The organism is Phytobacter sp. V69 (assembly GCF_965644215.1).
Taxonomy (GTDB): domain Bacteria; phylum Pseudomonadota; class Gammaproteobacteria; order Enterobacterales; family Enterobacteriaceae; genus Phytobacter.
In genome coordinates this window covers 84351-96745 of the sequence record NZ_CBFFRL010000001.1, presented here as the reverse complement: position 1 = coordinate 96745, position 12395 = coordinate 84351, and the positions used below count along the sequence as shown (strand labels likewise).

Annotated in this window: 10 protein-coding genes; 6 read left to right on the top strand and 4 right to left on the bottom strand. The window is 55.2% G+C overall.

Annotated elements, in window-relative coordinates:
• The first annotated feature begins 247 nt into the window (after positions 1–247).
• From feoA to feoC, 3 genes are read left to right on the top strand one after another with little or no spacing between them, the layout of a single operon-like run.
• Positions 248–475 (top strand): ferrous iron transporter A, encoded by a 228-nt coding sequence (gene feoA / locus ACSZPU_RS00435; protein WP_041851377.1) that lies wholly within the window; start codon positions 248–250, stop codon positions 473–475.
• Positions 476–505: 30 nt separating this feature from the next.
• The gene (feoB, locus tag ACSZPU_RS00430; RefSeq protein ID WP_498994385.1) at positions 506–2824 is read left to right on the top strand and encodes a Fe(2+) transporter permease subunit FeoB; all 2319 of its coding nucleotides are present in this window, start codon (positions 506–508) and stop codon (positions 2822–2824) included.
• 11 nt (positions 2825–2835) lie between these two features.
• Positions 2836–3081: a [Fe-S]-dependent transcriptional repressor FeoC gene (gene feoC / locus ACSZPU_RS00425; protein ID WP_498994383.1), complete on the top strand. Its 246-nt coding sequence runs from the start codon at positions 2836–2838 to the stop codon at positions 3079–3081.
• 28 nt (positions 3082–3109) lie between these two features.
• On the opposite strand, the gene ACSZPU_RS00420 is transcribed toward feoC, so the two are convergent.
• Positions 3110–3379 carry a YdgH/BhsA/McbA-like domain containing protein gene (locus tag ACSZPU_RS00420; protein WP_498994380.1) on the bottom strand — a complete coding sequence of 90 codons (270 nt, stop codon included), beginning with the start codon at positions 3377–3379 and terminating at the stop codon, positions 3110–3112.
• Between the two features lie 117 nt (positions 3380–3496).
• The gene (gene bioH, locus ACSZPU_RS00415; RefSeq protein WP_498994378.1) at positions 3497–4270 is read right to left on the bottom strand and encodes a pimeloyl-ACP methyl ester esterase BioH; all 774 of its coding nucleotides are present in this window, start codon (positions 4268–4270) and stop codon (positions 3497–3499) included.
• Between the two features lie 38 nt (positions 4271–4308).
• On the opposite strand from bioH, the gene gntX reads away from it, so the two are divergent.
• The 3 genes from gntX to gntT all read left to right on the top strand — a co-directional run bounded on the left by gntX (position 4309) and on the right by gntT (position 7277).
• Positions 4309–4992, top strand: a complete 684-nt coding sequence (gntX, locus tag ACSZPU_RS00410) for a DNA utilization protein GntX (protein ID WP_498994376.1) — start codon at positions 4309–4311, stop codon at positions 4990–4992.
• A 58-nt stretch (positions 4993–5050) separates the two neighbouring features.
• A complete protein-coding gene (nfuA, locus tag ACSZPU_RS00405) occupies positions 5051–5626 on the top strand; it encodes a Fe-S biogenesis protein NfuA (protein WP_498994374.1) in 576 nt (191 codons plus the stop codon).
• Positions 5627–5960: 334 nt separating this feature from the next.
• Entirely contained in the window at positions 5961–7277 is a 1317-nt protein-coding gene (gntT, locus tag ACSZPU_RS00400; RefSeq protein ID WP_498994372.1) for a gluconate transporter, read from the top strand.
• A 66-nt stretch (positions 7278–7343) separates the two neighbouring features.
• Here gntT and malQ read toward each other — a convergent pair whose 3' ends face one another.
• Together malQ and malP are read right to left on the bottom strand one after the other, a co-directional pair.
• The gene (malQ, locus tag ACSZPU_RS00395; protein ID WP_498994370.1) at positions 7344–9431 is read right to left on the bottom strand and encodes a 4-alpha-glucanotransferase; all 2088 of its coding nucleotides are present in this window, start codon (positions 9429–9431) and stop codon (positions 7344–7346) included.
• A gap of 9 nt (positions 9432–9440) precedes the next feature.
• Positions 9441–11834 (bottom strand): maltodextrin phosphorylase, encoded by a 2394-nt coding sequence (gene malP, locus ACSZPU_RS00390; protein WP_498994367.1) that lies wholly within the window; start codon positions 11832–11834, stop codon positions 9441–9443.
• Between the last annotated feature and the right edge of the window lie 561 nt (positions 11835–12395).

The window sequence follows — 12395 nt, the reverse complement described above, 5'->3', positions numbered from 1 at the left end:
GGATTCAGGCAACCGTCTGTGGTGTTTGCAGAGCTAAGATTGGCGGCTTAGCGTTGCACTTCGGAGTTGAATCCGCCTTTCGCTTTATACAATATCGCGGTTTAATAGTGATGATAAAAACTATTCTCATTATCATTGTATGAGTGAATCAACACTCATTACCCTGCTAACTAACTATCTGGTTTCATGCGCTTTACTGGCGCATGGTGGGAATGTGGTTTGCGATATATATATATAAGTAGGTCCTATGCAATTCTCTCCTGACAGTGCGTGGAAAATAACGGGGTTCTCTCGCGAAATCAGCCCGGCGTGGCGCCAGAAACTCCTCTCATTAGGCATGTTGCCCGGTTCATCGTTTAATGTGGTGCGCGTAGCACCTCTTGGTGACCCCATTCATATTGAAACCCGACGCGTTAATCTGGTGCTGCGTAAAAAAGATCTCGCGTTTCTGGAACTGGAAGCCGTTTCCCGCTAATGGCCCGGCCATGAAAGAGAGAAAAAGCCAATGAAAAAATTAACCGTGGGATTAATTGGTAATCCTAATTCGGGCAAGACCACATTATTCAACCAGTTGACCGGCGCACGTCAGCGCGTGGGAAACTGGGCGGGTGTGACGGTTGAGCGCAAAGAAGGGCAATTCTCGACCACCGACCATCAGGTCACGCTGGTTGACCTGCCCGGCACCTACTCCCTGACCACCATCTCGTCACAGACTTCGCTGGATGAGCAAATTGCCTGTCACTACATTCTGAGCGGCGATGCGGACATCCTGATCAACGTCGTGGATGCTTCCAACCTCGAGCGCAATCTTTATCTCACGCTGCAACTGCTGGAGCTGGGCATCCCCTGCGTAGTGGCGCTCAATATGCTGGATATTGCCGAGAAGCAAAAAGTCCGCATCGATATCGACGCTCTCTCCGCTCGCCTCGGCTGCCCGGTGATTCCACTGGTTTCCACCCGTGGGCGCGGTATCGACGCGCTGAAAATGGCGCTCGATCGTCATCAGAAAAACACCCATACCGAGCTTGTGCACTACGCACAGCCGCTATCACGCGAAGCCGATGCGCTGGCGCAAAGCATGGCGGCAGATATGCCTGTACAGCAGCGTCGCTGGCTTGGCCTGCAAATGCTGGAAGGCGATATCTACAGCCGTGCGTATGCCGGTGACGCCGCCCTCAAGCTGGATATTTCACTGGCGCGCCTGCAGGATGAAATCGATGATCCCGCGCTGCATATCGCCGATGCCCGTTATCAAACCATCGCCGCAATTTGCGAGTCGGTCAGCAACACCCTGACGGCGGAATCCAGCCAGTTTACGGCAGCCGTGGACCGTCTCGTTCTGAACCGCTTCCTCGGTTTACCGATCTTCCTGTTTGTGATGTACCTGATGTTCCTGCTCGCCATTAACATCGGCGGGGCGTTACAGCCCATTTTTGACGCCGGTTCGGTGGCGATTTTCGTCCACGGTATCCAGTGGCTGGGCTACACGCTGCACTTCCCGGAGTGGCTGACCGTTTTCCTGGCCCAGGGGCTCGGCGGAGGTATCAACACGGTGCTGCCGCTGGTACCGCAAATCGGCATGATGTACCTGTTCCTCTCCTTCCAAGAAGACTCCGGCTATATGGCACGCGCGGCATTCGTGATGGACCGTCTGATGCAGGCGCTGGTTCTGCCGGGTAAATCCTTCGTACCGCTGATTGTCGGTTTTGGCTGCAACGTCCCGTCGGTGATGGGGGCGCGTACCCTGGATGCGCCACGTGAGCGCCTGATGACCATCATGATGGCTCCGTTTATGTCCTGCGGCGCACGTCTGGCTATTTTTGCGGTCTTCGCGGCGGCCTTCTTCGGCCAGCAAGGCGCGTTACTGGTCTTCTCGTTGTATGTGCTGGGCATTGTGATGGCGATCCTTACCCGCCTGATGCTAAAACACACCATCATGCGCGGCGAAGCGTCACCGTTCATTATGGAACTACCGGTCTACCACGTGCCGCATCTGAAAAGCCTGGTGCTGCAGACCTGGCAGCGCCTGAAAGGGTTCGTGCTGCGTGCTGGTAAAGTCATCGTGATCGTGAGCATTTTCCTGAGCGCGCTGAACAGCTTCTCGTTGAGCGGAAAAACGGTCGATAACATTAACGATTCTGCGCTGGCGTCGGTAAGCCGCGTCTTTACCCCGTTACTGGAACCGATTGGCGTGCATGGCGATCACTGGCAGGCGACCGTTGGCCTGGTAACCGGTGCGATGGCGAAAGAAGTGGTAGTCGGGACGCTGAACTCACTCTATACCGCCGAACACATTCAGAAAGTGGAATTCAACCCGGCGGAATACAATCTTCCGGATGAACTGGTTGCCGCGCTGGACGAGACCTGGACCAGCCTGAAAAACACCTTCAGCCTGAGCGTACTGGCCAACCCCATCGAAGCCAGTAAAGGCGACGGTGAGATGGCAGAAGGCACCATGGGCGTGATGAGCGAGAAATTCGGTAGCGCCGCCGCGGCCTACAGCTACCTGATTTTTGTTCTGCTCTATATCCCGTGCATTTCGGTCATGGGGGCGGTTGCTCGTGAGTCGAGTCGTGGCTGGATGGGCTTTTCGGTGATGTGGGGGCTGAATATCGCCTACTCGCTCTCCACCTTGTTCTACCAGACGGTGAGCTTTAATGAGCATCCGGTTTACAGCCTCACCTGTATCCTCGCGGTGATTCTGTTCAACGTGGTGGTGATTGGCGGTCTGCGTCGTGCCAGAAGCCGCGTGGATGTGAACCTGTTGGCCAGTCGTAAAACCGTGGCCAGCTGTTGCGAAAGCCCGGCGGGTGACTGTCACTAAGGACCACAGACATGGCATCGTTAATTGAGGTTCGCGATATGCTTGCGCTACAGGGCCGGATGGAAGCCAGCCAACTCAGTCACGCGCTGCATCTCTCACGCCCGATGGTCGATGCCATGCTGGCGCGCATGGAAGCCATGGGCAAAGCGGTGCGCATTCGGGAAGAGACTGATGGTTGTCTCAGCGGTGAGTGTAGAGCGTGTCCGGAAGGGAAATCGGCCTGTCAGCATGAATGGTGGTCACTGACAGGTTGCTGAAAGCGGGTCAGACGACCCGCTCATAAGATTACTTATAGACATCCGCCGTCGCGTGGATGTCTTTTTCATTCTTCTCACCGCTGGTTACGACGAAATATTTGCCGCCCAGCTCATCCGCTTTTTTCGACAGCTCTTTTTTCGCATCCATTGGTGCCGTGGTATCTGACGTGGTAATCGTCCCCACCTTCGTCAGATTCATGCTCGCTACCTTATCTTTTTCCAGTTCCTCCGCCGCCATTACGCCAAACGACAGGGAGCCAATCACCAGAGATGCCACAATACCTGTAACAAGTTTCATAGACTTGATTCTCCTCGGTTTTTTAGATTGTTATGCTGCAGCGAAGAAAGATAAGCGAACCGCCACAGCCCTCTGAGTATTGTCGTGAAACGGTATTTTTTCCAGGCGGCGAAATAATTACACGTTGGAATTATTAAATTCCGTCAATACAATACAAAAGTCATCCGGGTGAGAAATAAACGGAGCATGGGCGGCTTTCGGGAAGATCAGCGACTGACTTTGCGGCCAGCGCGCATCGAGTGGGGCGGCAATTTTGCGCGGCACCAGCCCATCTAATCGACCATAAAGACGCAGGAATGGCATCTCGAGTGCCGATAGCGCGTCACGCAAGTCTTCGGTTTTCAGGATCTCCAGCCCGCCATTCAGCACCTCTGCTGAGGGCATCGGCAGCGACAATACCGCCTGCTTAAGCTGGCGCGCATCCTGACGGGCCGTCTCCGTACCCATCGTTTGCAGGGCTAAAAAGCGCTCGACCGTACGTTGAAAATCTTCGCTGAGCTGCTGTTGGAAACCCGCCAGCACCTCCGGTTTGATGCCAGGCCATTCATCCTGTGCGCCAAAACAGGGAGATGACGCCACCGTCACCAGCCCGCTGACACGCTCAGGGGCAATCAGCGCAATCTTGCTCGCCACCAGCCCGCCAAGGCTCCAGCCCAACCAGATAGCGTGCCGCGGCGCCTGCGCCAGAACACACTCGGCCATCTCCTGCAATGTCATTGCCGAAAAACCGCTGCTGCGCCCATAACCCGGCAGGTCTACCAGATGCAGAGTAAATTGCGAGCTTAGCTGCGGCACAATGCAATCCCAAACCTGCGCGTTCAGCCCCCATCCGTGCAGCAGCACAAGATGGCAATTTCCTTCGCCTTTGGTTTCCCACCAGATGTTGTTCATCAGTTATCGTTCTCTTTCTTTAAACAGGGAGAGTGAACATGCTAACAGCGCCGGGCTTGTGCTGGCTATGTCGAATGCCGCTGGCGGTCACGCACTGGGGGCTGTGCTCCTGCTGCACCCGGGCGGTGGTTGCCCCCGTGGCCGTCTGCCCCTGCTGTGGTTTGCCCGCCGCCAGCCAGACGTTTCTCTGCGGCCGATGCCTGCAAAAACCGCCGCCGTGGCAGCGTCTGGTGGCTGTCAGTGATTACGCGTTGCCGTTAAGTATGCTGGTGCATCAGTTCAAATTCGTGCGACGGCCCGAAATGGCAAAAGCGCTGGCGCGTCTGCTGGTGCTGGCGGTCGTCAACGCTCGCAGAGCGCCGATGTGGCAGAAACCCGATATGCTAATCAGCGTACCGCTCTACCGCCATCGCCAGTGGCGAAGAGGGTATAACCAGAGTGACCTGCTCTGCCAGGCGCTGACCCGCTGGCTCGGCTGCCGCTATGAACGACACGCCATTGTCCGCATTCGGGCAACGTCCATTCAGCATCATCTCAGCGCCCGGTTGCGCAAACGCAACCTGAAAAATGCCTTTCGCCTTGAATTGCCCGTGCAGGGGCTCCATATGGTTATCGTGGATGATGTCGTCACTACCGGCAGTACTGTCGCAGAAATAAGCCGCTTGCTCTTACGCAACGGCGCGGCGTCTGTGCAGGTATGGTGCCTGTGTCGAACCTTGTAGAGCCTCGATGATGGGCGTATTATAACCAAGTAAAATAGTCAACTATTAGGCCATTGCTATGATCCATATCTCCGATGCCGCGCAGGCGCATTTTGCTAAATTGCTGGCAAATCAGGAAGAAGGGACGCAAATTCGCGTGTTTGTGATTAACCCAGGCACGCCAAACGCTGAATGCGGCGTCTCTTATTGCCCGCCAGATGCAGTGGAAGCAACTGACACCGCCCTGAAATTTGAACAACTGACCGCCTATGTCGATGAGTTGAGCGCACCGTATCTGGAAGATGCGGAAATTGATTTTGTTACCGACCAACTCGGTTCTCAGCTGACGTTGAAAGCACCTAACGCCAAAATGCGTAAAGTCACCGATGACGCACCGCTGATGGAACGTGTTGAGTACATGCTGCAAGCGCAGGTGAACCCGCAGCTGGCTGGCCACGGTGGCCGCGTTACGCTGATGGAAATCACTGACGATGGTTATGCCATTCTGCAGTTTGGCGGCGGCTGTAACGGCTGTTCAATGATCGACGTTACCCTGAAAGACGGTATCGAGAAGCAGCTGCTGGCTGAATTCCCGGAACTGAAGGGCGTACGCGATCTGACCGAACACCAGCGCGGCGAACACTCCTACTACTAAGCGCCCCCGTTCTCTGATGCTCTCCCAGACCGGGAGAGCATGTTACCTGTATCTTTCCACGCACAATCGCCCCTCTTTTTTGCACGCATTTCTGTCCTGGAGTATGACCAGGTTCTCACTTCGCAAATTTTGACCCGCCGGGTGATTCTCTTTTCATGGATGTTACCCGTATCATCCGCACCAGTACCCAAAATATAAAAACATCCAGCTATCCTTTTAAAAAGTGGATGTAAGGCATATCGGTACTCCAGCGCTTCATTTTTTACAGGACTAAAACCTGTAATAACCGCTGAAAAACTGACGTTACCCATAACAAATTAAGGCCAGGTAAATCATGCCATTAGTCATCGTTGCTATCGGTGTAGTCTTGTTGTTGTTATTAATGATCCGCTTCAAATTGAACGGATTTATTGCTCTGATCCTGGTGGCACTCGCCGTCGGTATGATGCAGGGTATGCCTCTGGATGCAGTGATCAAATCCATCAAAGCCGGTGTGGGCGGAACGCTGGGCAGCCTTGCGCTGATCATGGGTTTCGGTGCCATGCTGGGTAAACTGCTGGCGGACTGCGGCGGCGCACAGCGCATTGCCACAACGCTGATTGCAAAGTTTGGCGAAAAACACATTCAGTGGGCGGTCGTGCTGACTGGCTTCACCGTCGGTTTTGCGCTGTTCTATGAAGTGGGCTTCGTTCTGTTGCTGCCGCTGGTCTTCACTATCGCCGCATCAGCTCGCATCCCGCTGCTGTACGTTGGTGTACCGATGGCGGCCGCACTTTCCGTGACCCACGGCTTCCTGCCTCCGCACCCTGGCCCGACCGCTATCGCCACCATTTTCCACGCGGATATGGGTAAAACCCTGCTGTACGGTACGCTGCTGGGTATCCCGACAGTCATCCTGGCCGGTCCGGTCTATGCCCGTTTCCTGAAAGGCATCGACAAACCGATTCCGGAAGGTCTGTACAACAAAAAAACCTTCACCGAAGCAGAAATGCCGGGCTTTGGCGTCAGCGTCTGGACCTCTCTGGTACCGGTAATCCTGATGGCGCTGCGTGCAGTTGCGGAGATGCTGCTGCCGAAAGGTCACGCGATTCTGCCGTACGCTGAGTTCTTCGGCGACCCGGTGATGGCGACCATGATTGCAGTGCTGATTGCCGTCTTCACTTTCGGTCTGAACCGTGGTCGTTCTATGGACGACATCAACGAAACGCTGACCAGCTCGATCAAAATCATCGCGATGATGCTGCTGATCATCGGCGGTGGCGGCGCATTTAAACAGGTTCTGGTTGATAGCGGCGTTGATAAATACATCGCAGCGCTGATGCATGCCACCAACGTCTCGCCAATCCTGATGGCGTGGTCAATTGCCGCCGTACTGCGTATTGCCCTGGGCTCTGCTACCGTTGCGGCGATTACCGCAGGTGGGATTGTGGCACCGCTGATTGCCACCACCGGCGTCAGCCCTGAGCTGATGGTTATCGCGGTCGGTTCCGGCAGCGTGATTTTCTCCCACGTGAACGATCCAGGCTTCTGGCTGTTCAAGGAGTACTTCAACCTGACCATCGGTGAAACCATGAAATCCTGGTCCGCACTGGAGACCATTATCTCCGTCTGTGGTCTGGTAGGCTGTCTGTTGCTGGGGACGGTGGTGTAAGGTTCACGACTCGCACTTTCTCGCGCGAAAAAAGAACCCGCCATACATATGGCGGGTTCTTTGTTTTTAGTTCTTCCCGGCCGCCCTTCGGCGTTTATCCAGGTCTTTAATCAGCTTGTTGACGTTCTCATCGGCGAACATGGTCTCAAGCGATATGGCGAGCTTGCGACGCCAGTTTTTGTACTGATAACTGGTGCCCGGAATATTCACCGGTCCGGCCATATCCAGCCAGTCTTCCGGCTGCAACCCAAGCAATGCGCTGTTGCTGTCAGCGATATAGCGCTGCATACCGCGCTTAAGCGCCGCACTCATCGGCATCCGCGAGGCCTTATGCCCCACCCGTTTTGGCAAACAACCGTGGGCGTGAAGCGCATCCAGCAGGCCTTGCTTCGCCAGTTCGCGATCCAGATACAGCCCGCGCAGCAGCACCTCATCCGGATACAGACCCAGGGTTTTACCCAGCGTCAGGTCGCCGCTTTCCCAGTATCCCCGCAGCGTCGGCAAATCATGGGTGGTCGCCACCGCCATTGACTGCGCCGGATAGGCTTTAGGCGCGCGATAGCGCTTCTCATGGTCATTTTCAAAGTAGAGCACTTTGTAGGAGTAAACTCCGCTGTCACGCAGCTTGCCCACGATCTCTACCGGCACCGTCCCCAGATCTTCGCCAATCACCATGCACTGATGACGCTGACTTTCCAGCGCGAGGATCGACAACAGATCGTCCACCGGGTACTGCACATACGCGCCGTGATCCGCCGTTTCGCCATACGGGATCCACCACAGGCGCAGCATCGACATCACATGATCGATACGTAGCGCACCGCAGCTTTTCATATTGGCCCGCAGCAGTTCGATAAACGGTTCGTAGGCCCGTGCGGCAATAATATGCGGGTCCATCGGCGGCAGCCCCCAGTTTTGCCCCAGCGGACCGAGGATATCCGGCGGCGCTCCCACGGACGCTTTCAGGCAGTACAACTCGCGATCGCACCAGGTCTCCGAACCACCTTCGGCCACACCGACGGCAAGATCCCGGTACAGGCCAATCGGCATGCTGTAACCCTGGCTTTCCTGCCAGCATTCAGCAAATTGCGTATACGCCAGCCACTGAAGCCACAGATAGAAATTCACCTCATCGGCGTGGCTGTCGCAAAACGCTTTCACATCCGGGCTGTTGGTTGACTGCAAGCCCGCAGGCCAGGCCGGCCAGCCCCAGCGCAGCGGATCGACCTTCACCTGGTTGGCGTGCAGCGCATCAAACGCCGACTGCCAGTACAGGCTTTCACCCTCCTGCGTCACAAAGTCGTGAAATGCGGTGCGTAGCGCGTCATCGTGCTTACGCCGGGAAAACTGCTGCCAGGCAAGGCGCAGCGCTTCCAGCTTGAGCGCGGTGACGGTGGCATAATCGACAAACTCCGCGTCGCGCGCGCCCTCCAGCGCCTGGCGAGTGGTGGGGAGTTTCCACCACGCCTGCGCCTCTTTACTCAACTGGAAATCGTCCACCGCGTTCACGTCGATATAAATGACATTGAGCCAGCGGCGGGAGGACGGGCTGTACGGGCTCGCGCTTTCCGGGTTGGCCGGATAGAGCGCGTGAATGGGGTTGAGGCCAATAAACGCGCCGCCGCGCTGCCCTACCTCACCCAGCATCACTTTCAGATCGCCGAAATCGCCAATCCCCCAGTTACGCTCAGAGCGCAGGGTATACAGCTGCACGCACGCGCCCCACAGCTTTTTCCCTTCCAGCAATGCCTGCGGTTCATAGCAGCGTTTCGGCGCGACAATTAAGCGGCAATGCCAGCTCTGCTCGCTTTGGCGCAGCGTTAGCGTGTGATAACCCTGCGGCAGTTTCGTCGGCAGCGTGAGATTTTTTCCCGCCTCGACCTGGCCTTTATGCCGCAGGCCCTCTTCGGTGGTGATGAGCCAGTTGAAGGTGCCGTTGCCCTCTATCGGCAACGACTTCTTCTTTCCCTGGGTATGAACCAGCACATTCGGGATCGGCGTTACCGCGACAGGCGTCGCGGCAGCACGGTGCATCGCATCCAGCAAACGTCGCTTGGTTTCCGCGCCAATAGACTGGGGTTTACCATGCGCATTGATGTAATCCGGACTAATTCCCGCCGCCAGCGCGGCATTATCAAGACGTTTGCTCACCATGGCGTTTCCTTAGCGTTTCGCCTGCCAGATATGGGTTTGGTAATCGCGGATCGAACGATCCGAACTGAACATACCGCAGCGCGCGGTATTCAGAATGGTAGCACGCGTCCACGCTTCTTCATCACGATACAGTTCATCCACCCGTTTTTGCGCTTCAACGTAGGCGGCGAAATCCGCCAGCACCAGATACGGGTCACCGCCCTGTTTGCCAATGCTGTGCAGCATCTGGTCGAACGCATGCTTGTCGCCATCGCTGTACTTACCGCCTTCCAGCTCTTTCAGTACCGCGTCCAGCAGCTTGTCTTTCTTACGCCATTTCACCGGGTCGTAGCCTTTGGCTTTCAACGCCTTCACCTCTTCCACGGTATGGCCGAAGATAAAGATGTTTTCATCGCCAACCTGCTCGGCGATCTCCACGTTCGCGCCGTCCAGCGTACCGACGGTGAGCGCACCGTTCAGCGCCAGCTTCATGTTGCCGGTACCGGATGCCTCTTTGCCTGCGGTCGAAATCTGTTCAGACACATCCGCCGCCGGGATCAGGCGTTCCGCCGCCGAAACGCAATAATCCGGCAGGAAAACCACTTTCAGCTTATCGCCGACCTTCTTGTCGTTATTGATCACTGCCGCCACTTTATTGATGGCGTAAATGATATTTTTCGCAAGGTAATAGCCCGGTGCCGCTTTCGCGCCAAAGAGGAATACGCGCGGTACGCGGTCTGCCTGCGGGTTTTCGCGAATCTCTTTATACAGGGCCACAATATGCAGCAGGTTCAGATGCTGGCGTTTATATTCATGCAGGCGTTTGATTTGAATATCAAAGATTGCCTGTGGATTAATCTCAATGCCGGTGCGATGTTTAACAAACTCCGCGAGCTGAACTTTATTTTCCTGTTTGATGGCGCGATATTGCGCGCGGAATTTCGCGTCGTCGGCGAATGTCTCCAGATTAATCAACTGATCAAGATCGTTCGCCCACTCTTTTTTCAGCGACTTATCCAGCAATGCTGCCAGCGCCGGGTTGCACTGCTTAATCCAGCGGCGCGGCGTAATGCCATTGGTCACGTTGTGGAATTTGGTCGGCCACAGCTGGTGATATTCCGGGAACAAGTCTTTGACCACTAAATCCGAGTGCAATGCCGCAACGCCGTTTACCGCAAAGCCCCCCACCACACACATATTGGCCATACGAACCTGTTTGTTATGTACCACCGCCAGTTTCGCCCACACGTCGTCATCGCCCGGCCAGGTTTGTTCCACCAGCATCTTAAAGCGATCATTAATTTGTTTAATAAGCTGCATATGGCGAGGCAACAGCGCTTTCACCAGTTTCTCATCCCAGCACTCCAGTGCTTCCGGCATCAGCGTGTGGTTGGTGTAAGCGAAGGTTCTGCTGGTGATCGCCCAGGCGTCATCCCAGCTCAGCTGGTGTTCATCAATCAGCACACGCAACATTTCCGGGATCGCGATAGTCGGGTGCGTGTCGTTAAGCTGAATGACTTCAAAGTCCGGCAACTGGGCGATTTTGCGCCCGGCCAGGTGGTGGCGACGCAGGATATCCGCCACGGAACAGGCGCACTGGAAATACTGCTGCATCAGACGCAGCTTTTTGCCCGCCTGATGGTTGTCGTTCGGGTAGAGCACCTTGGTCAGTTTTTCCGCGTCGATACCCTTCTGTTCGGCACGCAGGAAATCGCCGTCGTTGAATTTGGTCAGGTCGAACGGGTGTGCATGGGTCGCCTGCCACAGTCGCAGCGGCTGCGCCACACCATTACGGTAACCCAGTACAGGTAAATCCCAGGCTTCCCCGACAATCGTGAACTCCGGCGTCCAGTGCCCGTCTTTACTCACCTTGCCGCCAATGCCCACCTGCACGTTCAGTTGCTCATTGTGGTTGAACCATGGGTAGCCGCGACGGTGCCAGTCATCCGGCGCCTCTTTCTGGTGGCCATCATCGAAGGACTGGCGGAACAGGCCATACTGATAGTTCAGACCATAGCCGGTGGCGGACTGGCCGACCGTTGCCATAGAATCGAGGAAACACGCCGCCAGACGCCCTAACCCACCGTTACCCAGCGCCGGGTCGGTCTCTTCCTCCAGCAGATCGCTCAGGTTGATCCCGCTGGCCTGTAAAACGTCGCTTACCTCCTGATACCAGCCCAGGTTGAGCAGGTTGTTACCCGTCAGACGGCCAATCAGGAATTCCATGGAGATGTAGTTTACATGGCGCTGCTTTTTCGCCGGCTTCGCCTGCGGCTGAGCCACCAGCAGTTCTGCCAGCGCACCGCTAACGGCCTGCCACCACTGGCTAGATGTCATCTCCTGAGCGGTATGCAAGCCAAAATGCTGCCACTGACGCGTCAGGGCCGCCTCGAATTGCGCTTTGTTAAACGTGGGCTTTGACATAGAGAATTCGGATCCTGTAATTGAAAAAACAACGTTAGCGCTAGTGTGCCAGGCTCGTTAAACGACTTCCTCATCCTGCCAGGGATTCAACGGGGAGGAGCAGCAGGGATGAGCGAAAAGTGTGATCTCTGCCGCTTAAACTTAGCTGTTTTTTTAAGCATTTTTCAAGCAATTGCTGCCCCACAGGGAGAGGAAAAAACACGCTGAAATGTCGTTCACTCACAGTGAGGATATCGAGGAAGAATGTCAAAGGGATGAAATGTTGTTTCAGGGAAATTATCACTCCAGGCATCAACATAATTTGAGTAAATAATATTTTCTTAAATGATAGTTTCACCTTTTGCTATTTGTGCGATTACATCCCCATTTTGGGAAATATTCCGCTAATGCCTCTGCAAGAGGCAAAACTATTTCGCCTTATTTTCGCTCTCTTTACTGCAAATTGGGCTGCATGCCTTCTCACCACTGGTGCAAGCTATTTATTCACAACTCAAATAGAAATGTGACATAGTGCAAATTCACAATCGTCAGATCCGGACATAACTTGCAATAATTCGGAAA